The 26,608-nt window shown below is 53.2% G+C and carries 22 protein-coding genes; 2 read left to right on the top strand and 20 right to left on the bottom strand.

Annotation, left to right across the window (positions count from 1 at the left end; genetic code table 11):
• Window positions 1-12: 12 nt before the first annotated feature.
• The 14 genes from MKZ07_RS06165 to MKZ07_RS06100 all read right to left on the bottom strand — a co-directional run bounded on the left by MKZ07_RS06165 (window position 13) and on the right by MKZ07_RS06100 (window position 14,969).
• Window positions 13-1,305, bottom strand: coding sequence for a sensor histidine kinase (locus tag MKZ07_RS06165; RefSeq protein ID WP_051493363.1), 1,293 nt, complete (start codon window positions 1,303-1,305; stop codon window positions 13-15).
• On the bottom strand, window positions 1,292-1,972 hold the full coding sequence (locus MKZ07_RS06160) for a response regulator transcription factor (RefSeq protein ID WP_036693973.1): 681 nt from the start codon (window positions 1,970-1,972) through the stop codon (window positions 1,292-1,294). Before MKZ07_RS06160 ends, MKZ07_RS06165 begins: the two co-directional genes overlap by 14 nt.
• 29 nt (window positions 1,973-2,001) lie before the next feature.
• Window positions 2,002-2,784, bottom strand: coding sequence for an ABC transporter ATP-binding protein (locus tag MKZ07_RS06155; protein WP_036693974.1), 783 nt, complete (start codon window positions 2,782-2,784; stop codon window positions 2,002-2,004).
• Between the two features lie 34 nt (window positions 2,785-2,818).
• Window positions 2,819-5,170: an ABC transporter permease gene (locus MKZ07_RS06150; protein ID WP_341025112.1), complete on the bottom strand. Its 2,352-nt coding sequence runs from the start codon at window positions 5,168-5,170 to the stop codon at window positions 2,819-2,821.
• A gap of 150 nt (window positions 5,171-5,320) precedes the next feature.
• The gene (locus tag MKZ07_RS06145; RefSeq protein WP_036693978.1) at window positions 5,321-6,493 is read right to left on the bottom strand and encodes an alanyl-tRNA editing protein; all 1,173 of its coding nucleotides are present in this window, start codon (window positions 6,491-6,493) and stop codon (window positions 5,321-5,323) included.
• 3 nt (window positions 6,494-6,496) lie between these two features.
• On the bottom strand, window positions 6,497-6,931 hold the full coding sequence (locus tag MKZ07_RS06140; protein ID WP_179090363.1) for a GNAT family N-acetyltransferase: 435 nt from the start codon (window positions 6,929-6,931) through the stop codon (window positions 6,497-6,499).
• 23 nt (window positions 6,932-6,954) lie between these two features.
• A complete protein-coding gene (locus MKZ07_RS06135; RefSeq protein WP_036693980.1) occupies window positions 6,955-7,719 on the bottom strand; it encodes a TSUP family transporter in 765 nt (254 codons plus the stop codon).
• A gap of 28 nt (window positions 7,720-7,747) precedes the next feature.
• Window positions 7,748-8,182, bottom strand: a complete 435-nt coding sequence (locus MKZ07_RS06130; protein WP_036693981.1) for an NUDIX hydrolase — start codon at window positions 8,180-8,182, stop codon at window positions 7,748-7,750.
• Between the two features lie 90 nt (window positions 8,183-8,272).
• Window positions 8,273-8,992 carry a YebC/PmpR family DNA-binding transcriptional regulator gene (locus tag MKZ07_RS06125; protein ID WP_036693982.1) on the bottom strand — a complete coding sequence of 240 codons (720 nt, stop codon included), beginning with the start codon at window positions 8,990-8,992 and terminating at the stop codon, window positions 8,273-8,275.
• Window positions 8,993-9,086: 94 nt separating this feature from the next.
• On the bottom strand, window positions 9,087-10,649 hold the full coding sequence (gene lysS, locus MKZ07_RS06120) for a lysine--tRNA ligase (RefSeq protein WP_341025106.1): 1,563 nt from the start codon (window positions 10,647-10,649) through the stop codon (window positions 9,087-9,089).
• Window positions 10,650-11,030: 381 nt separating this feature from the next.
• The gene (locus MKZ07_RS06115; protein ID WP_341025104.1) at window positions 11,031-11,486 is read right to left on the bottom strand and encodes a GNAT family N-acetyltransferase; all 456 of its coding nucleotides are present in this window, start codon (window positions 11,484-11,486) and stop codon (window positions 11,031-11,033) included.
• A gap of 149 nt (window positions 11,487-11,635) precedes the next feature.
• Window positions 11,636-12,754, bottom strand: coding sequence for a 5-methyltetrahydropteroyltriglutamate--homocysteine S-methyltransferase (locus tag MKZ07_RS06110; protein ID WP_076153950.1), 1,119 nt, complete (start codon window positions 12,752-12,754; stop codon window positions 11,636-11,638).
• A gap of 15 nt (window positions 12,755-12,769) precedes the next feature.
• Window positions 12,770-13,702, bottom strand: coding sequence for a LysR family transcriptional regulator (locus MKZ07_RS06105; protein ID WP_036693986.1), 933 nt, complete (start codon window positions 13,700-13,702; stop codon window positions 12,770-12,772).
• A 127-nt stretch (window positions 13,703-13,829) separates the two neighbouring features.
• Complete coding sequence (locus tag MKZ07_RS06100) at window positions 13,830-14,969, bottom strand: phosphodiester glycosidase family protein (RefSeq protein ID WP_036693987.1); 1,140 nt, start codon at window positions 14,967-14,969, stop codon at window positions 13,830-13,832.
• A gap of 249 nt (window positions 14,970-15,218) precedes the next feature.
• Between MKZ07_RS06100 and MKZ07_RS06095 the strand changes: the two genes are divergently transcribed.
• Complete coding sequence (locus MKZ07_RS06095; protein WP_036693989.1) at window positions 15,219-15,749, top strand: 2'-5' RNA ligase family protein; 531 nt, start codon at window positions 15,219-15,221, stop codon at window positions 15,747-15,749.
• 81 nt (window positions 15,750-15,830) lie between these two features.
• Window positions 15,831-16,370 (top strand): DUF4303 domain-containing protein, encoded by a 540-nt coding sequence (locus MKZ07_RS06090; protein ID WP_036693991.1) that lies wholly within the window; start codon window positions 15,831-15,833, stop codon window positions 16,368-16,370.
• Window positions 16,371-16,437: 67 nt separating this feature from the next.
• Here the strand turns inward: MKZ07_RS06090 and MKZ07_RS06085 are convergent, their stop codons facing one another.
• The 6 genes from MKZ07_RS06085 to MKZ07_RS06060 all read right to left on the bottom strand — a co-directional run bounded on the left by MKZ07_RS06085 (window position 16,438) and on the right by MKZ07_RS06060 (window position 26,489).
• Complete coding sequence (locus MKZ07_RS06085; protein ID WP_036694222.1) at window positions 16,438-16,947, bottom strand: GNAT family N-acetyltransferase; 510 nt, start codon at window positions 16,945-16,947, stop codon at window positions 16,438-16,440.
• 257 nt (window positions 16,948-17,204) lie between these two features.
• Complete coding sequence (locus MKZ07_RS06080; protein WP_341025096.1) at window positions 17,205-18,704, bottom strand: TPM domain-containing protein; 1,500 nt, start codon at window positions 18,702-18,704, stop codon at window positions 17,205-17,207.
• Between the two features lie 127 nt (window positions 18,705-18,831).
• Complete coding sequence (locus MKZ07_RS06075) at window positions 18,832-19,662, bottom strand: aldo/keto reductase (RefSeq protein ID WP_076153956.1); 831 nt, start codon at window positions 19,660-19,662, stop codon at window positions 18,832-18,834.
• Between the two features lie 40 nt (window positions 19,663-19,702).
• A complete protein-coding gene (locus MKZ07_RS06070; RefSeq protein WP_341025094.1) occupies window positions 19,703-24,226 on the bottom strand; it encodes a hypothetical protein in 4,524 nt (1,507 codons plus the stop codon).
• Window positions 24,213-24,971 carry a DUF6063 family protein gene (locus MKZ07_RS06065; protein ID WP_036694001.1) on the bottom strand — a complete coding sequence of 253 codons (759 nt, stop codon included), beginning with the start codon at window positions 24,969-24,971 and terminating at the stop codon, window positions 24,213-24,215. The genes MKZ07_RS06070 and MKZ07_RS06065 overlap by 14 nt, the downstream gene beginning before the upstream one ends.
• Window positions 24,972-24,983: 12 nt before the next feature.
• The gene (locus tag MKZ07_RS06060; protein WP_036694004.1) at window positions 24,984-26,489 is read right to left on the bottom strand and encodes a hypothetical protein; all 1,506 of its coding nucleotides are present in this window, start codon (window positions 26,487-26,489) and stop codon (window positions 24,984-24,986) included.
• Window positions 26,490-26,608 lie beyond the last annotated feature (119 nt).

Genomic DNA, 26,608 nt, shown 5'->3' with positions numbered 1-26,608 from the left:
ATGTATCTCACCTTAATACCGCAGCACCAGCACAAACCGCATTCCCCGCTCCATCGGCTCCGCGTAAATATCGCCGCCCATCTTCTGCAGCAGCTGCTTGCAGATGAAGAGTCCGAGGCCGTTGCCCGGCTTGCCGTCCGTATTGGACCCGCGCCAGAAGCTGGTGAAGATGTGGGGCAGCTCGCTCAGGAGTAGTGGCTCTCCGGAATTCCCGATCTCAATCAGCTGGCGGTAATCCTCCTCACGGAAGGTAATAGAGATAGACTTGCCGTCTCCATACTTAATGGCATTCTCTATGAGATTATTGAGCACCTCATGCAGCCGTTCTTCGTCCCCAAGCAGCAGCTTGTCCTGATAAGCACCTACTTCAAGCTCCACCTTCAGCAGCTCCAGCCGCTCCTTATGGTTACGGATGACCTTGCCGACCAGCCCGCTCAGATAGAACTCTCCCGGAACCACCTCTATATTCTGCAAAGAAGAAACGGAAGCAGTGATGATCCCGCCGATCAGCTGCTCCATTTGCTCTGCTTGCTGACCAATCATCCGGGCAGCCGATTGCCGCTTGACTTCACTGTCATAGAGGCTATCCGCAAGGGCGCTGGCGTAAAGCCTGATCGTGGCAACTGGGGTTTTGAGCTCATGCGAGAGGGACGCGACCAGCGTCTGGCGGTCTTTTTCCAGGCGGAGATTCGTCTCTCTCTGGGCATCGAGTGTCTGCCGCAGCAGGTCCAGCCCCCAGACGAACCGGCCGAAGAACCGGCTCCGGTGCTCCTTCATGCCTATGTTAAGCTGTCCCCGGGATAACTCGTAGGGAAGCTCCTGCAGCGTATGGAACGGCCGCAGAATCTGCTTGCGGATGTAGAACAGCAGCACCATAACCGCGCCAAGCGCCGCCAGCAGGAACAGATTCAACACCAGAAGCGTATGTACATCCGGCCCGGGCATCCGGTAAGAGAACCTTAGATATCCTGTGCTTTGCTGGTCCGCATACAAGGGCTTGACCATGAATTCACTTGCGTCCTCCACCCCGATACCGGCAAAAAAGCGCTGAACCACATCCGGTCCCGCTTCCTTCCCGATCCAGCTTAAGCCGTTCACGTAGGTGTACCGGTTCACATCCGGCAGCAGTTCCTCCATAGGAATACCACGCTGCACCTGGTCATAGATCCGGCCTATCTCTATCCTATAAGCCTTCCCGGGTGTCCCTGCCCCTGTCTCCCTGTAGGATACATATCCATTCAGAGCCGCTATGAACGTCAGACCGAGAAGTAATGTCCAGAGCATCAGCCTGTTAAATGCCTTCATATTTATATCCCACTCCCCAGACGGTGACGATGCGTCTGGGCTCTTTGGGGTTCTGCTCGATTTTGTCCCGCAGCTTGTTCATATGTACGGTCAGTGTGGACGGCTCACTGAAGCTGTCTGCTCCCCACACCTGCTGGAACAACCACTCTTTGCGCAGCGCCTTGCCTTTGTTGCTCATAAGCAGCACCAGAAGCTCGTACTCTTTGGCCGTCATCCCGAGCGGCTGGCCGCTTCTATACACTGATCTTGCAGTCTGGTTCACTGTAAGTTCGCCATCGGTCAGCAGCAGCTTGTTCTCGTTCATCTCATAGCTCCGCCGCAGATGCGCCTTGACCTTGGCCGTCAGCAGCGGAGCCGAGAAGGGCTTCTCCAGGTAGTCGTCTGCTCCCAGCTCAAGTCCGATAATCTTGCTCTCATCCCCGTGGCGTGCGCTCATGATCAGAATCGGCAAATTGTACTTCTCCCTGGCGATTCTGCATACGGCGAAGCCGTCCAGCCCCGGCAGCATAATATCGAGCAGCAGCAGCTTGACTGCACTCGTCTCCAAGTAAGCCAAGCCCTCTTCCGCAGAGGCCATACTGCATACAGAATATCCTTCCACCTGCAAAAAATCCTTCATCACCTCTGCCAGCTCCGCATTATCCTCAATGATCAGAATGTCCGCCACGCCTCTCTCCTCCTGCTGCTTGCAGCTTCCTACCAGCCCATCTCCATCAGCCAGCCGGTCAGGCTGCGTTCGCGTTCCCTCGGGCCTTGTTCCGGCATATATTTGCCCAGCACATGCTCGCCCTGAATATTGCCATCCACCATATACAGCACCTTATCACTCTGCGCGGCTACCTTCACATCATGTGTAACCACCATCAGCGTTGTTCCTTCCCGGTTGATCCGGCAGAGCTCGGACATGACTTCCTGTGCAGCTTTGGAATTGAGCGCACCTGTCGGCTCATCGGCGAACAGCATTGCCGGCTTGTTGATGAGCGCCCGGCAGATGCAGGCCCGCTGCAGCTGTCCGCCGGACACCTCTGTAATGTCATGGCCCGCCGTCTCCATAATGTTCAGCTTCCGCATCAGCTCATCGGCATATTGATTCACCTCGCTGCGGCTGCGTCCTTGTCCGCTTCCCTTGCCGCTCAGCGACTGATAGCCTGATAGAATAATATTATCATAAACGGAGAGATTGCTCAGCATATGCATCTGTTGGAAGATGAAGCCCATTTTGTGCAGCCGCAGTTCAGCCATGCCCTTCTCCGAGAGCCGCGAGAGACTCTCTCCGTCAAAAACCACCTCACCCGCAGTAAGCCGGTCCATCCCGCTGACGGTATAGAGCAGCGTAGACTTGCCCGAACCGGACGGCCCCATGACAGACACGAACTCTCCTGCATGAAGCGTGAAATTTATATTCCGCAGAACATTATTCTGACCTTTATTGACGATATAAGTCTTGCATAGGTTAGTTACTTCAAGTACTGCTGCCATTTCGACACTCCTTTTTTTCTTTTAAAATATAAGCCTATTCTTTATTCATGTTCCATATCTGCACACGCTTGATCTGGCCGCAGCTGGTGTACACTGCCAGCATAACCACGGCCAGGATCAGCAGCGGATACAGCAGATAGACCTGAAGCGGAATAATATTCAGCCGGAGGCTGGTCAGTCCGAAGATCCGGAAGATAAGACCGAGTAGGCGGCTGCCAAGGGTATTCGCAGCGATTACGCCCAGCACCAGCGAGACGGACATAATGATCAGAATACGCAGTGCCTGCCACCGCCGGATCGCGGCATTCGTGAAGCCAATGCTTTTCATGACAGCAATGCCATGGACCTCTTTCGCAATCATCAGTCTGACGAACAAGCTAGTGATGAAGAACGTAATCATGCAGATGATAGCCGTAAGCAGTCTATTGATGCTGTGAAGCTGGCCCATGAAGCCACCGGTGATCTCTCCCAGCAGTTCGAGCGAGGTTTTGATGCCTTGTTCCGGGAACTGCTCCTGAATTTCCTTCATCATCCCCGCCTTTGCTTGCTCTGGGGCATGGAGTTCGCCGGAGAACAGGTAAGCGGATATCGTCTTCAGCTCATAGTCCCGGGCAATCCAGACCGCATACCCCTCATTGGAGATGCTTTGGAACAGTCCGCTGATCATGAAGGTTCCCTTAACCCCGCCGATTTCAAAAGTAATATTGTCGCCCACCCGCTTCCCGTATTTCCCGGACATGATGGTCGTAATCGCAATTTCATTCTTCAGCAGCGGGGCCGTCCCCTCCAGAATCTCAACAGACCCGTTCTGATCATTCTTCTGGCCGTTGATCCGCCGGTTGGCCTGTCCGTTATCGGAGATATATTTGGTACTTACCGTGTAATTCGCTGTAAGCGCGGCCTCGAAGCCCTGATCCTTCAGCCGCTTGGACAGTAGCGCCTTCTCCTGCTGGATCTGCTCTACGGATTTCTCTGCCACAACGGTTGGGCTATAAAAATCCGCACCGATCGTCCCGAAATATTCCAGGAACTTAGGTGTCACAATGGTATTGGTCAGATTGACCGGAATCAGGATGATCGCCGAGCTTAAGATCAGCGTCAGGATGAGCGCCGTATAGCTCTTGAGCCGGTTCAGCACATCGCTCAGCGCAAGGAAGAACGGGGGCGGGAGGAAACGGCTTGTATGTAAATGAATGCGGCGGGATGCCTTGAAGCGTTCGCCGGTCTGGCCTTGCCGGATGGCATCGATGGCCGATGCCTTGTTAATCTTACGCATGCAGAGTAAGCAGAACAGCAGAATGAATGCGATCATGACTACTGTGCTAAGCGCCGAGATCATTATATTGATGCTGCCTCCGGGCAAAATCATATACTGCGAGGTTTTGCGGGACATCAGCGCAGTCAAGGGGAGACTGATGCCGAGTCCGAGGACACCGCCGAGACAGGCCAGCCCTGTATATTTTGTCAGGTAGAGCTGCTTGATCGCCCGGTTCCTGAACCCGATGGCCTTCATAACGCCAATCTCCTTGTATTCATCCTGCAGGGTGGAGACAATGGTGAAGCGCAGGGTCAGAAAGGCAATGAAGATCAGGAACACGCTAATCGCAAACATCATTGCTGAGATGATCCGGTCCGTCATATAAGTCATCTTAACCAGCGCCTTATCCACCTCGAAGCTGATGGGCAGATCACTGTTCGCAAAAGAAGAAGATATCTCCGTAGATGCTACACCCGGTGCCGCCACGAAGCTCCATAGATTCATCCGTTTATCTTCGGGCACCAGCTTCTCTATTTCCTTGAAATCCTCTGCTGACAGCATGAGGCGCTTCAGTCCAAGCAGATCCGCCCCCATGAACGCATCCTTGAAGTAACCGTTCACCGTGAACGTTCTCGTAATCTCACCGAACTTAAGCTTCAGCTGCTCTCCCGGCAAGATACCGCTGCCCAGCATCAGGCTGGCCGGAAGACCGATCTCCCCCGGGCGAAGCGAATATCGCTCATTGTCCTCACCGAAGACCAGGTTCACCTGTTCAGGAATAGCGGATAACACGAAGCTTACATTTCCCGCGAAGCTCTTACGGCCTTCAGGCATCTTAACCTGATTCAGGAAGAGATTGAGCTGCCGTTCTGTATAAGCTGTCTCCACCTTCTTCTCCTGCTTCACCCAGTCCTCTACTGCCGAGTTATGGACGGGGTCATTGGCCAGCGTGATATTAAGATCCGCCACCTTGCTGGCTTCAATGAAGCTGCCCAGGGCGCTGGAGGTGGAATACATCAGGCTGGAGCTGCTTGCGGCTAGTGTGGAGGCGAGGATGATGAGGATCAACAGAACGGTATTCATCACCTTTTTGCGCCGCAAATCCTTTTTTAGAATAGTCAGGAACACGTTAATTTTCTCCCTTCGTCAAGCTCTGTCCTGATTATAAGCCGGCAATTGTTAAATAATCCTTAAGTCGGTCCAATCCTTGTGCACCCTATGGAAACAGCAAAAAAGAGCTACGGAATAAACGCTCCATAGCTCCTTAATTGCCCTACCTCAGAATTGCCCTGTGGCAAAACTGTAAAATGCCAGTGCGTCTTCCCATGACGGGAATCCGGCCTGAGCCAGCTTGTCGCTGCCCCCGCCCTTGCCCTGGTATCCGCCCAGATAAGCCTTAAAGAAGGCGCCGCACGAGAAATCCGCAGATCCGCTATGCGCGAGCACCGCCTTATTCTCCACCGCACTCAGCAGCAGCACCGGAAGGTCGGTCAGCGCCGTCAGCTTCGCAGCCAGACTCTGCAGATCCTTAAGCGGTCTATGGTCCGAAATATGGGTGAGCACCCGGCTGCCCTCTTCCATAGAAGCTAACAGATCCCGGGCCAGATAGCGGTCATTCTGCTCCTTCACGGCAGCAAGCTCCGCAGCCAGCAGCTTCTGCTCCTGCTCCCACTTTCCGAGCCGGTCCATAATTTCGTCCTTGCCTGTATTGAATCTGGCGGACAGCTGACTCATAATTTGCATATGGTCGTTGAATTCCGCAAGCGCCCGGCTTCCGCATTTGAAGGTAATCCTTAGATTGCCCTTCTGCTTCTCGGACCGCAGCAGCTTAATCATCCCAATCGCCCCGGTCGAAGCGACATGGGTGCCGCCGCAGGCGTTATGCTCGACTCCTTCAATCTCGACAATCCGGATATCCTCTGTTACCTTAGGGAGCTTCACCAGCGGCAGCTTGGCCATTTCCTCTGCGGTCACGAAGTAGCTGGTAATTGCGCGGTTCAGATAGATTTGACGGTTCACCTCTTGTTCTGCCTCCGCCAGCTGCGCCGCTGACAGATCCTGCAGATCGAGATCAATCGTGGCATAATCGCTGCCCAGGTGGAAGCTCAGCGTCAGTGCCTGATACAGCCCGCGGAATACCGCCGACAACAGATGCTGGCCGCTGTGCTGCTGCATATGGTCGAATCTCCGTGTCCAGTCGATGGCGCAATCCACATCAGTCTGCCCGGGAAGCTGCGCTACCTTATGCAGCACCTCCTGATCCTCCAGCACCACATCCAGCACAGCAATCCCGCCGATGGTTCCCGTATCGCAGGGCTGTCCGCCGCCGTGCGGGTAGAAGGCCGTCTCCGCAAGCGTCACATAGATCCCGTCTTCACGCTCTAGCGTAGAGGTGATAACGGTACTCCATTCTTGAATATAAGCCGAATCATAATATAGCTTCTTGGTCATCCCTTAAGCTCCCCCTTTCGTATCCGTTGCAGGCCCGAAGAACTTCTCCATGACCACATAATCCTTGCCGCCTTTGCTGAACACTTCATCCGTTCTCTGCATGCCGAATTTCTTATAAAAGCCTGCCTTGTAGGTTCTGGCATTACAGAATATCCGCCGCACCCCCGCCTGTTCCGCTTCCGCAAGAACCGTGTTCAGCAGCTTGCTGCCGTAGCCCTGCCCCTGCTCCAGCTCAAGGGTGGCGAACTTGCGGAACTGTCCTTCTGTACCGTTGACGAACAGGGATAACACCGAAACCAGACGATCTCCCACATACAACCCGTAATGCTTGCCTTGATCGTCATCTGCGAGCTTAATATAGTCCGGCTCCCGCTCGGGCCACATCACTTCATGCCTAAGCTTCCAGACTTCTTCCTTATGTATAAGCTTGATCTCCATCTCATCCACTCCATTAGTTGTGCTTAATGCATCGTATCCCATATTTGCTTGCCGATCAATATCACAGTGACTGTAATGAATAACGGCTTAATATACGCCGCCCCTTTGCGGATAGCCATCCGGGAGCCGATAACGGCTCCGATCACCATCGGAATTCCCAGAATCAGGCCATGGGTGTAGCTGACAGAGCCCAGGGCAATGAACGTAAGCAGGCTGGTGATATTGCTGGCGAAGTTCAGGATTTTGGCGTTGCCTGCGGCGGTTACAAATTCAAACCCCATCATCAGAAAAGCGAAAATCAAAAACGACCCCGTTCCCGGGCCGAAGAACCCGTCATAAAAGCCGATAATCAGCGCTGCCATACCTCCGGCCAGCCGCAGCCTGCCGCTTTTTGCCGGGAAGGTGGAGACATCTCCCCAGGATTTTTTGAACAGGGTATAGAGGGTAATTATGACCAGCATCACGATCACCAGCGGCTTCAGGAACTCGGAAGGCACCTGACGGACAGTCAGCGTTCCGGCCATCGCGCCCATGACAGATAACGGGATGAGGGTGCGGACCAGCTTGAAATTGATTTTGCCGGAACGCACAAACGAGGCGGTGCTGGTCAGCGAACACATCGATCCTGCCAATTTGCTGCTGCCGAGCAGCAGGTGAAGCGGAATGCCCACAGACAGCAAGGCCGGAATCGCGATCAGTCCGCCGCCGCCCACTACAGAATCAATGAATCCGGCCAGAAATCCGCAGACCACCAATATAAGAACCATACTGAGCGTCCAGTCTTCCATTCCTGCGCCATCCCCCTGTTACTCTAATCTAATTCCATCCGTGAGCGGCATACCAGACGCCGTCCCTGAATGTATTCCAGGCCTCCTGTACGAACGGAATGATATTCTCCGGCAATGCATCCAGCGGGAACCAGCACACCTCATCGCATTTGTCCGGCTCCATGTTGCGGATCTCTCCAGTCCACTGCTCCGCCTTGAAAAAGAAATCCATCCGCTCATCCCTGGAGGTACGCAGGTGCATCGTTCCGATCATGGTAAGCTCGGCAGGAGCAATAACAGCACCACATTCTTCGCGGACCTCACGGATGGCGGCAGTATGAAGCGGCTCTCCGCCATCCAGCTTCCCGGCAGGCAGTCCATACTCCCCGTCATGATGTCCTGTATTCGCGCGCCTGAGCAGCAGGACTTGCCCGTCCTTAATCAGAAATACATGGACCACACTGACTAATCGAAAGACTTCCATTTCCAGTTTTTCCTCTCCACTCTCACTTACGAAAGAATAAGCGGACAAGCCTGGAAATCGGCATGCCCGCTTATTCAAAATACCGCTATTCTATTCTCCCAAATCCACGTTGTGATAAACCTGTTGTACATCGTCCAGATCTTCGAGCGCGTCGATCAGCTTCTCGAATTGGGCCTGTGCATCTTCAGGAATTGCCACATCATTCTGTGGAAGCAGCGTCAGCTCGGCTACCGTGAATTCGGTAATCCCTGCGCTGCGGAAGGCTTCCTGTACTGCATGGAACTGGTCCGGTTCGGCATATACGATTACCGACTCATCCTCTTCCAGCACATCGCGGACATCCAGGTCTGCTTCGATTAGAAGCTCCATCACCTCATCCGCAGATTTACCTACCACCCCGATGACAGCCGTTGGATCGAACATATACGTAACCGATCCGCTGACGCCCATATTGCCGCCATTCTTGCTGAAGGTAGAACGAACCAGCGGAGCCGTACGGTTGACGTTGTTAGTCAGCGCATCGACTACAATCATCGAGCCGCTTGGACCGAAGCCCTCATAGCGCAGCTCAACATAGGTCTCATCGCCGCTGCCTTTGGCTTTCTCCAGGGCACGGTCAATAATCGCTTTCGGCACATTGTAGGTCTTGGCACGCTCGAGAACCACCTTAAGCGCCCGGTTGGATTCCGGATCAGGCTCACCCTTCTTGGCAACCACATAGATTTCTACCCCGAACTTGGCGTAGACCTTACTTGTATTAGCATCCTTGGATGCTTTCTTTTCCTTAATATTATTCCATTTACGACCCATATCGTTACCGCTCGCTTTCCAACATTTGATGTTAAATAGTCCTGTACATTATACCTCTCTTCAATCAATCCCGTAAAGGGCTGTCCACACACCTTCACAAATCCAGCAAATTCAGCATCCGCTCTGTGCCCGCCGCCTGAATCAGCCAGGGCAGACGCGGACCCTCCTCGGCACCAAGCACCAGCTGATAAATGATAGTGAACAGTCTTTTTTGCTGGCTGCGCATCGTCTTCTTGTCTTGATGCTGACAAATGGCGTAGATTTCGGTCATCCGCTGCGTCTCGTCCAGCTCCCTGCTCCGTAGCAGACTGCATAAGTTCCGCAACCATTTCAGCTCTACTCCGGTAAGAGAATGATAATAAGCATAATTGGGCGAGTCTTGAATCGTCACCAGCTTGTGCGGCATCCAGTTCCTGATCCAGTATTCCGCCCGGTCCGCCACCCTCTGCAGCCGCAGCTCATCTGCATCTTCCCCGTTTCTGTTGAACATCTCCCGGAGCCTTCCCCTGTCGAAGTTAATTAAGGGAAGCAGACTGGCTACCTGACCGAAGCTAACGGTGGTTCCAGCACTCAGTGGAGAGTCGCTTAGCAGAGACAGCTCCAGCGCACCCGCAAGATCGCCCGTTAACGTGCCTGCCCGCGCTCCTGCAGCATAACGCTCGAACTCCGCATAATTGCGCAGCACATCCTCATCCAGCCCGATATGGAAGGCGGCATTCGGCTGGTATTTGGCGAACAGGAACAGGATATTCTCAGGGTCATAGACCTCTAGCAGATCATCTGGAGTGTAATTATGCCCGGAGGAGCTGGACATTTTGGCGAAGCTGCCTTTGATGCTGATGAATTCATATGGCTCATACACAGGTGGTGAATACCCGAAGACCTGCTCTGCGATGACCGCAGCCACATTATAGCTCCCTGTCTCCGATGAATGGTCACGGCCGCCCGGCTCGAATACGACCTGTTCCTGCTGCCAGCGCATCGGCCAGTCGATTTTCCAGTGCAGCTTGATATTGTCCGCCTGCGGAATATGTACGGTATCGCAATGACCACAGCCGCAGCGGTAAGCCACAGTCTCCGCTGTGTCGTCGTAATCCAGAATGGTGGTCGAGTCTTTGCCGCAATGCCCGCAATAGAGATGGATGGGATAGAATGCAGCCCGTTCCTCCGCCGAACTCCCGCCTGTTTTGAATGACATCAGGATATCGTAGATCTCTCCCCGGCGGCGCAGGGCGTGCAGAATTTGCGGATTATAACGGCCTGACTGGTATTCCCGGCTCTGATAAATGAATTCCGGCTCAATCTCAAATACCTGAAGCGCCTGCTCGAACTCCGACTCGAAATGTGCCGCATACGAAGCATGACAGCCATACGGACAAGGCACCTGCGAATAAGGAAGCCCAATATACTGAGAGAAGCCAGGGTCTACGTGGGCTGGCACTTTACGGAATCGGTCGAAGTCATCCCACGAGAAAATAAACCTCACCTCTCTCCCCGCCCGCCGCAGCGCCTTCGCCACAAATGCAGTCGTTACCACCTCGCGGAAATTCCCGATATGAACGGACCCGGACGGACTGATCCCGGATGCACATACATACGTCTGCCGCTGCGGATACTCCGCGATTAACCGGTTTGCCATTCTCTCTGCCCAATGCATGATAATCACCTCTACTGTTTGATATAGTTGGGTAAAAGCAAAAAAGCTCCCGCGCTCAAGATTAATATCTTGAGGACGAGAGCTTGGATAAGCTTCGTGGTACCACCTCTGTTCACGGACAAGTTGCCTTATCCGCCTCTTCGGGTACGGCCATAACGCTTATACCCTATCTCTGTAACGGGAGATCCCGGCATACCATCCTTGGACACCCTGTGCCCAATTCCCTATGCAGCTCGGAGACTTTTTTCAGATCAGGCGCTTTGCTGCTCCCTTTCACCACTCTGGAGCTCTCTGTGAACGCTGCCGCCTGCTTACTCTTCTCTTCATCGCTTGTTGCTGTAAGTTGTTATCAGCCATTTTACGCTGGGGTGGATGGTTTTGTCAATGAAACTTAAGCTCCAAACAACGTACAACCTCACCAACACATAACTCTTCACTGACCTTTTGGAATCCTAAAGACTCATACAACAATCCGGCTATCCGGTTGTCGGGTCTATGGCCGATCATTAATCGGGTACACCCTTCGTTTCGCATATGCCCGATTAATTTCACCATGGCTTGTCTGGCATAACCCTGTCCTTGATGATGCTCATCAATCATAAGGGCAGGTATCCAGCAGTTACCGTCCTCATCGGGAGTTGTACAAAAGACAATAAATCCTACCACCACATCTCCTGAATAAATGGCCCCCAGCTCAAATTCCTGCACGAATTTTGCTTCAGCAATCCAATTAACCACCGGAGCAGGAAAAACGCTTTGTTGCTCTGGCTTCACTTTCAGCAATGTGCAATCATACCAGTTCTCGGCCGATACAGGTCGTAGTTCAATAACCATCATATTCCCTCCAGAGATATAGACTCAGTATTGAATCCGCTCCCAACATTATACTGTAGAGGGAATCCGTACGACTGGTACAGAATGGTTAAAGAAAAAGACTACAACTACGAAAAGGAGGATTGCCACCCCCGGCAATCCTCCCCACTAACTTACACCCAAACCTCATTCGCCGTCTCAATCACCAGCCGCAGCTTATCCCACTGCTCTTCTTCCGTCAAAATATTGCCTTCCTCCGAAGAGGCGAAGCCGCATTGTGTGCTTAGGCATAGCTTGTTGATGTCAACGTACTGTGAAGCTTCTTCGATACGCGCAATGAGCTGCTCCTTGCTCTCCAGCCCGCCATGCTTGGTGGTCACCAGTCCCAGCACGACGAACTGATCCTTGATGAAGCGCAGCGGCTCGAAGTCGCCGGAGCGTTCATTGTCATATTCGAGGAAGAAGGCGTCCACGTTCGTATTCGAGAACAGCTCCTCGGCGACCGGCCCGTATCCTCCGGCGGCGAACCAGGTCGAGCGGAGATTGCCCCGGCATACATGAAGGGCAATGGTCATGTCCGCCGGGCGGCCGGCAATGCTCTCGTTGATCAGCCGGACGTAATCTTTGGCCAGCTGATCCGGGTCAACGCCCCTGCTGCGCAGATGAGCACGATGTCTGCCGCTGCACAGCGTCCCCCAGGTGGTATCATCCAGCTGCAGATAACGGCAACCGGCATCATAGAAGGCCTGAATCGCCGACCGGTACACCTGAATGATGTCGCCGTACAACGTTTCGGTATCAGAATAAATCTCGTTTCCGTTATACTCCTGCACGAAATGGAACAAAGAGGGGGAAGGAATCGTCATTTTGGCCATGGTCTCTCCGGCCATCTGCTGCAAGCTGCGGAATTCCTCGACCATAGGATGGTCCCCGAAGGCGATTTTACCGGTAATTCTGAAGCTCTCGGCCCGGTTCAACTGTTCTTTGGTAGCCCCGGGGGTACCACCAAGCGTAATCCTTCCAGTACCCTCAATCCCCAGGAAGAAGTCAAGATGCCACCAGGAGCGGCGGAATTCTCCGTCTGTGACCGCATGCAGCCCAAGCGCCTTCTCCTGCTCCAGCAGCTTCCGAATCTCCACAGTCTCAATTTCCTGCAGTTGTCCCGCAGTTAGTTCACCTTCCGCATGTAGGCTGCGCGCATTCTTGATCTCCTTTGTACGCAGGAAGCTCCCGACAATGTCGTAACGGAAGGGCGGTGCGTTTCTTGTCGATCCGATCACTGGACTGCTCATACGTCCCTCCTGCTCTTATAGTAAGAAAGATTCAAACTTAAACACATTACCCGACACCAAATCATTCAGAATATCAATATATGTAGACATAATCTCACTCGGTTTGCGGTCCTTGTGGGCGATCCAGCCGACAGAGAACACTTCCTTGCTGTCAAAAGGAATCGTGATCAGCCCCGCATCATCCAGCTCAGAGGCCATAATCCCGGTCCCCACAGTATACGAATCGCTTCCGAGCAGCAAATGAGTCAGCGTGGCCCGGTCGGTCACCTTAATATTCTTCTCAATCTGTGTGAAGCTAAGCATCTCCTCCGAGAAATGCAGCGAATTGTTATCCCCCTGCTCAAAAGTAATGTAAGGATACGGATGAATGTCCTCCGCCGTGATCCACTCTTTTGCAGCCAAAACATGTCCTGCCCGCACATAGACATGCGGATTCGTATTGAACAGCGGAGTGAACTTCAGGTTCCCGTCACTGAACAGCTTGTTCATGATCTTGTAGTTGCTCTCGTTGATATACAGAATCCCGATGTCACTGCGCAGGGTACGCACATCCTCGATGATCTCATAGGTCTGCGTCTCTCTCAGGCTGAAATTGTACTCCTGCACCTTGCTCTCCTTCATCAGCTTCACAAAAGCATCCGTAACAAACGCATAATGCTGTGTAGATACCGAGAAATAGATCGGGCTGCGCTTCTTGCCGGTATAGCGGTTCTCCATGAATTCGGTCTGCTCAATAATCTGCCGGGCATAACCCAGGAATTCCATGCCTTCGGCTGAGATGCTGATCCCCCGGTTATTCCGTTCAAAAATCGTGATGCCAAGCTCGTTCTCCAGCTCTTTGATAGCATTCGAGAGGCTGGGCTGCGACACAAATAGCCGTTTGGCCGCTTCATTCATAGAGCCGCTGTTCGCAATCTCAATCGCGTAGCGGAGCTGCTGCAAAGTCAAACCTTTTCCCCCTCCGATCAAGGACTTCACCTGGCAGGTTCATCAAAATAAGAATTTACTTGTTATCCTAGCACACCTGCCGCGTCTGATCTACTATAGATTATTGAAGCAGTTGGCCTTACGGATGTTACTGGGTGCGCTTCTTGCCTGCGTCGATTTTGGCCGGGTCCAGCCCTTCCCAGATATTCTTGATCTTCGCGTTCTCGGGGTCATCGAATACAAGGAATGCCGTTGGCAAATAACGCTCCCCATACTGCGAAGAGGGCTTGTTGACAATCTCATTGTCCTTCACCAGCACCGTCGAAGATCCCCCGTCCAGATTGGCCGCGATGACCGCCCCATGCTTCAGCATAATCTGCTGCACATCATACAGGTTCGCCCCGATGCTGTAGCCCGGCTGCCGACCGTCAATGACTACGAAGATGAGCGCACCGTCTGCCCGTTGGCCCATAGCTGTTCTTGGCGCAATGCCCCAGCCTTCGGCGGCATTCTTAATCTGGCCTTTACCGTTCACAATAATCCGCGGCTGAAAAGTCACCGCCTCCTGCACCCCCATCTTGCTGAGCTGATCCAGAGTGTAGTTACCGGCGATCATTTTGCCTTCCTTATCGATGCCGACAATCTGTGTGGATTTCTTGCCGCCCAGTCCATTGTAGAACAGCTTCCCTTGCGAGATCACCAGCCCGATCGGCTTGAAGCCATTGCCCTTCCAGTTCGGATCGGCGAAGCCGCCGCCGTTCACCCCGGCGATAGCCCCCGTCCGTGCTACCATGCTGGATACCTTTTCCCCGGAGCCAATTTTGCTCGGCACACCCAGGCGCACCTTCTTGGGGTCATTCACAATCATGACATAGCCGCTATAGCCACTGCCCGAAACCTCTTCAACCTGGACCAGTGGTGTATGCTCAGCTTCCTTTACAGGCTCAGGCTTAATCTCATGGGTATCTACCTCGTCGCCCATCTCCTCGAAGCGCTTGGTATAATCGCTGACGCGGTGCTTTAGTTCCTCTTCGCCGATAATATATTTGGCCCAGTGCCGGTGCTGCGTCGTAATCAGCGTATCTGCGATCAGGAAGCGCGTATTCTTGGCCGACGGTGCGAAATAGAGCCAGCCTCCGGCTGCTATAATCAGAATGAAACAGACCATGAACACCCTGAAGAGTGTACGGAAGAAACCTCTTTTCTTGCGCTTCGGCGCCGGCTTCTTCTTCTTGCGGACAGTAGAACGTTGTGGTAAAGAGCTCACTCCTGGAATCCTCCCTAACATACTGATAATGGTTAAGTCTACAAACTCACAACTTCCATGATAGACGAAATTCCGGATTTAAAAGTTTCAGTTTGTTTAACTCTGTCCATAAACTGTAAACTATATATTGAACTATGTTTTTATGTTTTAGATTAGCCGTGACTCCAGAGAAGTTTTGGACTTCCGGCCGCTGCCCTTCTACAGATTTCATGATTTTATACCGTTAGTTACATCCTAAACATAAGAATACAAAGGAAAAGAGGAGCTTGAATGCAGTATTTCATAGGCATCGTACCGCCACAGAAATATACCGCAAGAATTATCCAGTTTCAGAACCGCTGGTCCAATAACCGCTTGCCACAGGTAGTCGAGCCTCATATCACTGTAAAAGCTCAGGGCGGATTATATCCGGACTTGGATGGGTTGCAGCATGTGAAAAGGGTTTGTTCCTCATATTGGCCGTTTGAGTTATCTCTGACTGCTCCGATATGTATAGGAGATTCTGTTATAGGCTTAGGTGTTCATTCACAGTATTTATCAGAATTACATTTTAGACTTGTAAGGGCCGTTTCCCCGTCACCAGAGCTTATCGCCCGTTATTTTGAGCTGGACAGCTACCTTCCTCACCTAACCTTGGGGCAGACTTGGTGGGGATTGAACGCTGCTGAATTAACAGAGATACAAGCGCTTGCACAAACAGAATTAACACCATTTCCCACTTGGACAATAACACATCTGCGGGTGTATACAGAAATTCAGCCCGATAGGTATGTGCCCTATGAGGATATCGCTCTCGGTTAGTGATGATTGCTTGCATTCCTATACTCCACGCTACTATTCTATAAGTGAAGTCAACCTAAACATAATTTAAGGAGTGTTATCATGAACGCTTTTCTAACCGAATTTGAACAACGGATTCGTGAGGGTTTTGTGGCTGACATTGAAGCGATTTTAGCGGAAGTAGCACATGAGAAGGTGTATGCCTGCGCAGTCGGGACGGATAGCGACTTTGTCACTCTGTTCCTTGCTGTCAATACAGAGCAATCCCTTGCCAGACATATTGCCGATATGACTAGTGAAGGGTTATGTGATGATGCTGAAACAGAGCTTTATTACAAATGGGGAATTTCCGAATTTCAATATGGTGAGCATTCGCATTTCAATCATATCAGCCGTTTTTTATATGCGGAGGATAATGTATATCAATATAAAGATGAAATGGTCAAAATCATTGCCAAGATTGTCAATGAAACCAAGGACGATTTATTCACTAAATATAATCAAACTAAAGAGGACATCACCTTCTTTGTATCCATGACCGACGATGAGCTGGCTGAGGAATTAGAGAATGAATCGGTGGCACTGATGACAAATCCTGAATTGGTTCCAGCGTTTTTAACACGTTATGATGCAGAAAGCTAAAGAAACCAAACAGCGGTAGCCCGGGCTAACACCCTTGACTGCCGCTGTTGCAATGGTAATTCGTGCTCTATCTTGATTTTGTCAAGTATAGCGTGAGCTCATCATCCACCCGAACCTGGCTTCCAGGAACTGCGGGCAGATTGTCATACATGAGTCCCCGGCCATCCGGAATGTAGCCGCGTTTGGTGTACAGCCGTTGTGCAGTACCGTAGCTGGCATACAGTCCAAACCCAATGCCAATCGTATCGAATGAAGTGAACACTTCAGTTTCGAGAGCTTCCATCAACACACTGCCAATGCCACACTTGCGTAAAGGGGGAATCACATCAAGATTCTGAATCTCGGGAATGTCGTTCTCCGCAAAGTAAGGATAGTGTGAGTTATAGACGATATGTCCCCAGCCTGCGAACTCATTCTCATGAAAGGCCAAGAGCGTAAGCCGATTCTCCCTTTCGTTCTCTTCCCAGCATTGTTCAATATACGCTACAGGTTTGCTGACATCATGTGGGGCCAGCCCCTCATGTATCAATGTAATGTCCTCAGACTTCATCCGGCGGACAAGTGTAGATTGACTCATAAGATCATTCATTCCTTTTCATTTGGACTAAGTCTAGACTAATATGACTCCCATGATGAGGGATTACATTGCTATCCTCCGCTATTTCTACCCTCAGCTGCAGCATTAGATCAGTTCTGTGAAGAGTCTTTCGTAAAGTCGAGATGCTTACGGGTTAGGAAAAGGATATCATTATAATTTCATGTGGGATAGGCAAAGAATATTTTAGAGAAACTTTACATAGTTCCGCAAAAACCTGCCCCTACTTATAGTACGGCTCACCCGTGTCTGCCCACACCGCCACCACTGCTGGCACTGCCGCCTCCGCCGGAGTTGCTATCATCGTCATCATCGCGGGAGGAATACCGGCCGGCTCCGCCGCCGCCCGAGTAACCGCCGCCACCCTGATTTCTGTCGTCATCATCATCGTCGTCACGCGAGGAATACCGCCCGGCTCCCCCTCCGCTCGAAGAACCGCCTCCCCCGGAGTTACTGCCCCAGAAACTGCTAGAGCTGGATGAAGAACTGCTCCCAGCAGACGAATGGTTGTGATGATGAGGCTGCCGGTATCTTCTTCTCTGGCTGTAGCCATAACCAGCCTGGCCGGTCCAGACGCCGTAGCGCCGGATATTGCGCGGGTTATGCGGATTTAGCCGTATCCCGTAACGGGCAACATAACGGTTGCGTGCGCTGGCTGCGAGACTGATTAGCGCGACAAGAACCAGGAAAATCCCGAGAATCATCATCCCCTTGGATCTGGAGACAGGCACCAGTTTCACAGGTTCTTTCGGTGTCACAGGTGCTTTGCTGACAGTGGAGGCTGTTGCGGATGCGGCGCTGCCTGCGGCTTGTCCCGAAGCAGCATCTGCCCGGGTCAGGAAGAAGCTGTAGAAGGCATTCGCCGTCCCCGTTGCACCGCCTGCATAATCTTTTGCCGCAAATTTAGGCTCCAGCACCGTATTCAGAATCCCGCTGACCCGCTCATTCGTCAGCACTCTATCGATTGACTTGCCCTGTAGCACATGATAATTATCCCCGCCGATATCCAGCACCAGCATCACATCTCTGGGCCCGGCTGCAACCCCGGCGAACTTCGCATAGGTGTAATCCTGCAGACTCTTGCCGCCGGTATTCTTAACAGTTACCACATAGATTCCGCTCCCGGTGGTAGCCGCGTAACGGTTGCTGGACTGGTTCAAATAATCCTTGGTAGCTTGCGGGAGGATTCCGGCATTGTCCGAGACATAGCTGCGGGTGCCAAGTGTTTCCGAGTAGCTTCCGCCAAGCTTTTGAATGAAGGAGCCATAGGTTTTATTAGCACCGGCACTATACTTCTTGGCAGCGAAGTCCGGCTCCAGCGATGCCGAGAGAATCTTCGAGATCACACCACTGTTCAGCTCATTCTCCAGTCCTTTGCCGGGAACGGCCCAGTAATCATCGTCCTTAATGGAGAGAAGCAGCAGAAGTCCATTATTCTTGTCCGCCGAGCCGACTCCCCATGAATTGAACAGTGAGGTTGCATATTTCTCCATAGATACGCCGTTCGTTGAATTCACTGTAACCAGCACTACCTGCGCCCCGGTCTCCTGATAGAGCTTCACCCCATAGTTGACCATGTAGTTCTCGGTCTTCTCATCAATCACGTTCGCAAAGTCATTCACATAAAAGGCTTCCGAATGAGCCGGCACTGCCGCCTCGGCCTTCCCCGGAATGAACGGCAGCAGCATAATAATCAGCATACCTGTCAGCACTGTTTGCAGTATTCTTGCACGCTTCATTAAATCCCCTCCGGCTTCTCGTATCTCTTCTATTACTATATCGGTTACGTACGGGATGGACGTATAGTTCCATCTCTCTTATGTGTATGTCCGAATCTAGTAATTATTCACAAGAGTCTGCCGGAGCTTACTCGTTATTGAACCGGTCCGGGTGAGAGCCGAAGCGCTGATCGCGGTTCAGGCCGTCGATCCGGCTGATCTCCTCATCAGACAGCTCGAAGTCAAAAATATCGGCATTCGCAATAATCCGTTCTTCCCTGATCGACTTCGGAATCGTTACGATTCCGTTCTGCAGATCCCAGCGCAGGATGACCTGCGGCAGCGTTTTGTTATGATGGGCTGCAATATCAGCCAATACCTCATTGTCCAGCAGATGCCCTTGGGCCAGCGGGGCCCAGGCTTCAATCTGAATGCCCTGCGCCTTGCAATACTCACGGAGCTCTTGCTGGTTAAGCAGCGGATGCAACTCCACCTGGTTGACCATCGGCTTCACAGCGGCGTCTGCCAGCAGATCCTCCAGATGATCGATCTGGAAGTTGGATACCCCGATGGCACGGACTTTGCCGTCTGCATACAGCTTCTCAAGAGCGCGCCAGGTGTCTTTGTATTTAGCCCGGATCGGCCAGTGTACCAGATACAGATCGGCATAATCCAGTCCCAGCTTGTTTAAGCTCTCGTCAAATGCGGCCAGCGTAGAATCATAGCCCTGCTCTGTATTCCATACCTTGGTGGTGATGAACAGCTCCTCACGCGAGACTCCCGATTCACGGATAGCCTGTCCGACTCCTTCTTCGTTTCCATACACAGCTGCGGTATCAATACTCCGGTAACCGGCCTTGATGGCTGCTTTGACCGAATCAATAACCTCCTGGCCCTCTTGTACCTTGAAGACACCCAGCCCGAACCATGGCATTTCTACACCGTTAGCTAATTTCGTTGCCGATTTTAAGTTCATCATAATTACACTACCACCTGTCTCTTTCGATTTGTTGGATTAATTAGAATAATGAAGCAGGGATCAGCTTGCGCCCGCCTTTGATCAGGACCGAATCCAGGGCATCCCCTTTATCTCCGCCAAAATACAGCTGCCAGTACACGCCGAAGCGGATGCTGACATCATTCTTGACCAGCTCTGGCGGCGTGACGATCAGCCACTGGAACTTCAGCGCCTTCGAGATCTCGAAGACCGGATCAAGCACGTTATTTGAGACCATCTCTCCGAACGGGTTATCGTACAGGAAGACCGTCCAGCCTTTATTTTCCCGGTTAACGCGCTTGTGCGTCATGATCATCATCGCCACCAGCAGCTGAACAGACTGGCGCTGTCCGCCGCTGCCTACCGCCTCATCCAGCGCTCCTCGGTTGATAACCTCCCAATCGGAATAATGATAGTCCTCGGGAGCGGCATACAGGAAGTAATTCTCCGTCACCGGCTTATACACCTGTAGCACCGGGAAGCGGTTCTGCAGCGCCGCGTACACCATGCGTCCGTCGTTAATCAGCTCTCTGACGGCTGAAGCCGGAACCTGCTCCATCTTCGGGAACCGCTCCAGCAGGCTGCTGATGCAGCGGTTGAAATATTCGCTGACCAGCGGTTCGATGTCATCAGTCGTCCGTGGAACATTAATATTCTTGTAACTCAGCTTAACAAGCGGGAAGGCATGGCCGTTCTCGTTGTGAATGATCATCCGGCGTTCCATCCGCTTCAGAATATCAACGATCTGCACCACACGCTTGGCTGCCCGGCCTACCCACAGCTTGCGGGACAGCTCCATATCCTCTTTATCGCTGCGGATGCTCTCCATCTGATCACGCGAGCTCTGAAGCATGGAGTCTAGCACCTGCAAGGCAATAGCGAAATCATCCCAGTGAACATTGTTCAGGCGTTCCTGAATCTTGGTCTCAAGCTCCGCATTCCAGCCGGACTTGGCCACCTTGCCGCTAAGCTCAGTCTTCTCTTCCTTCACCTTGCGGGAGACCTCTGCCCGCTGGCTGCGGCTCTCCTTGCTGCGCTGCAGCCAATCCTCCACCAGCGTCTCGCAGCTCTCCCGCACACTCAGCTGCAATTCTTCCGGCACCTCCCGGAGCGGCACACGGTTCTCGACATGGGTATCCATGATCCGGCTCTGATTGCCGAGAATGAGCAGCCATTGATCCATGGAAGCCAGAGCCTGCTTACAGGTATTCAGCAGATGCTCATTCTCCCGGACACGCAGACTGATCTCTTCCTCCTTCTGTTCCAGCGGCTCATGCCATAGCTCTACCGTCCGCTCATGCTTCTCCTTAATCGCCTTCTCGGACTTGCCCAGCTCTTTGCGCAGGCTGTCAAGCTCGGTCTGGCAGCGGATGAAGGAGTCACGGAGTTGCTGATAATCCTCGTCCAGAATCATCGTGTCGCTCTTCTGCCGGACTCTGGCAGACTGAATCATATCCGGTGGCTCCTGCGGCTCAGGGGCAGACGGCCATCCGGCATCTACCTGCTGCACAGCAGCTTCCAGCTCAGCCAGCTGTTCTCTGGCCGCCTTGATCTGGGCTGTTCTTGTGCGGATCTCCAGCTCATTCTGGCTTAAAGACTGCTGAAGACTCTCAACTGTACTTAGTAGCTGCAGCAGCTTGTCCTGTACCGTCTCATTCAGTGCTTCATCGGCAGCAGCATCATCTGCCTTAGCATCCGCCTCAACAACTGAACCCTGAACTTTCGCACCCGCAGATTCACCGGGGAACTCTACGTCCGGGAACCAGTTCTGCAGCCGTGGGAAAACGGAATAACGGGCATCCCCGATCCATTTCTCGCGCTGTAAGGCGAGGCTGTCCATCTCCGCCTTCAGCCGGTTAAGTTGCTGATCCTTCACTGCAATCTCTTTGGTGAGATTATTCTTCTGCTCCACAGACTTGTGCTTGTCTGTATAGTTCTGCTCGTGCTTCCGGCTCCGCTCACTCCACTCCCGCAGTGCCGCCGCCCGGGTCTCCTGCTCGGACTTATCCGCTTCGCAGGCTGACAGGTCTCTGGAAATTCCATCCAGAACCTCCTCATAGCGTGCCTGTTCTGCGTTCATTTCATTCAGCTGGCTGCGAAGCTCCTGCAGCAGAGTCTCCGCACTCTTCTGTCTGATCCGCAGACTTGCAGTATGCTCGCTCAGATGCAGACGTTCATATTCTTGCCGGGCGGACCTCAGCTTGGCAAGATACGCTTCCTCCGCCTGAAGCTCCTCCTCCTGCTCACGGAGTCTGGAAGCCATCCCCCGCTTCCACTCCTGGAAATGATCCGGCTGCAAGACCATTTGCGGCCCTTGATGCGCGAGCAGCAGGAAGGCGTCTGTACCACCCTCCGCCATCTCCTCGCGCACGAAGATCGGGACCGGAGCCTTAAGCAGAAGCTCCTTAAGCAGCTCCGGCTGAAGCTTAGCCGCTTCACGCTTCGTGACAATCAGTCCGTAAGGAAGCAGCGGATGGCGTTCCAGCTCCTCCTCGCGGACCAGATAAGGCTGATCGTTCAGATACATGGTGCCGGTCATGGAGCTAATTTTGAGGGCATCCAGCGTGTCCTTCACCGTTACGATATCATGGTTAGGCAGCCAGTAGGCTTCCTGTTGCAGCTCGACATCCAGCAGCTGCTGATAATAATCCCGCCGCAGCCGCTTCGTCTGCTGCTCGGTATCCTCCAGCCTGCGGATGAACCGCTCCTGGATTAGAGGCTTCGCTTCGAATAGAGCTGTCGCGCCAAGCAGCTGATGCTCCTCGTACATCTCCAGCAGCACTACCAGCTGTGACCAGAGCTGCGACTCCTTGTTCATCTGGGCTTCGATTCGCCCGGTTAGCTCCTCTGCCTGAACCTCGGCCCCCAGCAGCTTCTCGGCCAGCCGGGTATGCTGCGTATGCAGAAGCAGCTTCTGGTCCTCAGCGGTCTTGCGTTGTTCATTCAAGGCATCTATCTGCTCAATGAGCCCTCTGGCCGCAATCAGCGCGCGCTGAAGGGCGCCTGCCGGCGAGTGGGCAGCTTCCTGCCCGTGGCGGGAAGCGAACACACCCAGATCCTCTGTATACTGACGGATCATGGCTGTTAATTCCTGCAGCTTACCATCCACCCGGCCCAGCTCCAGCAGCAGCTCCTCCCGGCCCTTGCGCAGAATCTGCTCCTCCGCTGCATGGGACCGCTGCTGTCCGCTGTAGTACAGGCTCTTCGCCTGCCATAACCGGTATACCTGCTCCCACTGTATCCGCAGCTCCTGCTTGGCCCCTTGAATCACCTCTTGGCGTTCCTTCATCGCAAGCGACCCTTCGATGGCTTCAATTTCCTTCTGCCATTGCTCCATCTGGCGGAGCTGCAGCTTGCGCCGGGCCAGATAATGGGCGACCTCCAGCAACTTCTCTCTCTGCTTCGATTCTTCCAGACGCTGCTTGGCCCGTGTCTGATTGTCCGAGACCGCTCTGAAGTGCTCTTGCTTGCCATCATGCTCTTCCTTCAGCCGCAGGTACTTCAGGTTATCGCTCTCGAATCTGAGCGTCTTCGCTTCCAGATAATGCCCGGCCAGCTCATCTGACGTTCTGCGGCGCTTGTCTTCCGCCTGCTTCAGTTCATCATGAATAACGGTATAGAGCTGCGCTCCTAGCCGCTCGGTCTCCCGGAAGCTGAGGTCCGCCTCCGTTCCGAGTTTCACCGCTTCATACAAAGGAGCCGCAAGAGAGGTGAACTCGGCAAAAGCCCGCTCGCGCTGCTCCAGCATCGGCAGCCGCTGTGCAACCGTAGCGGTATCCACGAACATCCGCTGAAGCGAGCCTTCATCCTCACGCAGGCTCCCTCCCAGACTGGAACCGATCTCCGGGATAATCAGCCGCTCGAAGAGATTATGATTGGTGAAGGCATCATTTTTCTGGAAATAGCCCTTGATGCCGCCCTCTTCCCCGTTGATTCTGCGCATATTGCGCCATTCATCGATATGGATATCATGGTCAGCCAGGTAGGCATAATATTTCTTCAGATCGGAGCTGCTGCTGCCGTAGACATTAATCTCACCTCGCCGCTCCCGCACAAACTGCTGAATCGCTTCGAAGCTCGCGGGCGTATTCAGCTCATGATCATATAAAGGCAGGGTGGAGAGTGTAAGCTCAGCCGTCTCTTCATATTTCAGCAACGCGTACAGCAGATAATCGACTTTGATCTCAAGCTGGTCCATGGAATGCTGGGCAGTCATCGCGATTCCGGTGGTGATATACTCCGCCCGCTCCTTATCGTCAAGCCGCCATTCGATGGCCACGTGGAAGGTGTAGGGTTTCAGCTGTTTTTTGTGATTATGGAAGAAGGCCTCGACCTGGTTCTCATTATCCTTACCCCAGGCGGCTCTAGGCATCAGCAACTGGAAAATCGACTGTAGCAGCACGCCCTTTCCCCCGCCGTTCATCAGCGTAATCAGGGTATTGGCCGGGCCTTCTTCATTACACAGATCGAGGATCATATCCTCATATTTCTTCAGCATCTTCTCGTATTTCAGTCCGGCGATGCGGATTCGCTCAATACGCGGCATGGGCTTCCCCCTCCTGTTCGCTGAGTGTCCGGCCAACTAGAGCCTTCAGCTCTTTGTACCGGTCCACATCGTGGTAGAGATAACGCATCCGCTCATACAGCTCTTCCCTTGGGAAAATCCGCTTCTCATTCTCGGAAATGAACACCAGATGCTCCTCCTCCAGCAGCTTCATTCCTTCGTGAATGAGGCCAATCCGGGAGCCTGCGCCGCGGGTCAGCGAATCGCCCTCCTCCTGGCTTCGGGTCTGCATATAGAGGCTGGTCCACACTCTGTGCATCGCCTGGATATCCAGCCGCCACTGCTTGCTGAAGCTGCCGTCTTCATCCATGCCGATCCAGCCTTGGAACAGCTCGGATACCTGATCCGACAACTGAATATAGGACATGCTGTCCTGTCCCGGCTTGAAGTGCTGCTCATCCTGATCCATCTCCGCCAGGAAGACGAGGATAATAACGTTAATGATATGTAAATGCGTCTTGCGCTCAATCCGTGAATATTTATTACGCAGCTGAGTGAAGTTGCTGGCGAACCCGGAGCCGATCGGACTCACGAGCAGGTGCAGGCGGTGACCGGAATTCATAATCCGGCAGCCGGCTTCTTTGGCTACGTATTGCAGGGCATCATAAGCAGCGGTATCCTGCAGACATTCGGCGGCAGCGGGATCATCCAGCGGAATCACCTTGCGCCGAAGCAGGTCGAAGAACAGCCGGGAAGCCTGCTGAACTTGCTCTAGGGAATAACTCATATCCGAATCATCTCACTTCTCTACTATATTAATGGTATAAGGGCTGATCTCAAGGCCGGGGATACGGATGCTGCTCTGCTGCTGTGCAGAGATAGTGGTCCGGAGCCTTGTGCCGCGCAGCACTTCCAGCTCCGGGTGGTCCAGCATCAGCCGCTGAAGCAGCTTCTGGCATTCGTCCGCCACGCCATGGCCCTCCGCTTCCTGCTCCTCGACAGTAATTACGGTATGGAAAAATTGTACCCACAAATCCACGGCATCCGGGCAATCCGCCCAGCGCCGCTGCTCCTGCTCCGTGAACGCCTCCGCAGTGAAGGTGAAGCTGCCGTGCGCAGCCACTCCGGCTATAACCGGCAGCCACAGCTCGCATACCTCGGTCCAGGGAATACCTCTGGGAACATAATGGATGTCCTCTTCTTCCCTGGCTTCCTCCGGCACATCCTGCGTATCCTCCGGCAAGAAGCCGACCTCCTGCTCCTCCCAGGCCCAGGCCAGCGGATAGATGAAATCCTGGCTGGGCGAGAACAGCCCGCTGATCAGCATCTCCAGGCTATCCCCATCCCGCAGCCCTTCCGGCTTCACCCATTCCTCCCATACATGGGTGCGGAAGTTGAAGCCTGCTGCTCCCCAGAATAACTCCGGGAAGTTCAGCCGCAGATTCGTCTCCGCTTCGAAGATACTCAGCACGACCTCGGCCAGCTCGTCATGCACCCGCCGGGACAGCTCCACCCGCTCGGAGAGCTGGCGCAGCTCATTGAAATCAATGACATCCTTCTCATCATTGGCCAGCCGGGCCAGCGAGCGGTGGATATTGTCGAAATGCTTGCGTTCCTCGTCAAATTGCTGGTGGATCTCCTCCAGCCGCTCATGCCGCTGGGCGCCGTATTCGCTGAAGATGTGCTTCGGATTACGGCGCAGGGCATTGCGGTACTCCTGCTGCTGCTGGGTCATTTTGCGCACGCGGGAGATCAGCTCATTGACATCCTGCATTGCCCGGGTAACCCGTCCATGCTTGATATGCATCTGAATCTCCAGCAGCTTGATGCTGACCTGGAACTCGTCGATAATCTCATGGCTCATGAAGATCAGCTCCATCGCATACTCGGAGAGCCGGTAGATGGTCGTCCCGTTCTCCTCCCAGCTGATACGTGTAGCATCCTCATCCACGGTGAAATATTTGTATTTCTGGACCCCGATCTGCCGGGTGTGGTCATCATAATAATGGGCCTCGAAATCCCCGCCGCTGCCGCTCCACAGCAGTCCGTCTATCAGCCGTTCGACCGATTCCGGGCTGCCCGACTTCGCAATGCCGAAGCGCTCCAGCGAGCTCCAGGCCAGATCCACCAGATCCTCCCTGGCCCGCTGTTCATTCGATTCCAGCTCCAGATAATAGACCTGTAGCAGCACACTAAGCGCAATCATTTCCTTATACGGCTGCAGTTCACCCAGATTCATGCCTGCGCCCAGACTCCATAAGGGGTTCAGCCGCTTGTTCCGTTCTCCGAAATCATTCCAGTTCATGCTCTTGCCAACCTCGCCATCACTTCATAATTTCCCTACAACATAACATAAACCCAAATCCGCACCGCAGGGTGAAGGTTGGGCCGGAACATACACAGTTATAGACGGTTTGTTAATGC

Origin of the sequence: Paenibacillus sp. FSL P4-0338 (assembly GCF_038002365.1) — a bacterium.
Taxonomy (GTDB): domain Bacteria; phylum Bacillota; class Bacilli; order Paenibacillales; family Paenibacillaceae; genus Paenibacillus_AQ.
The sequence above is the reverse complement of the archived record's forward strand: the minus strand, read 5'-3'. Positions and strand labels throughout refer to the sequence as shown.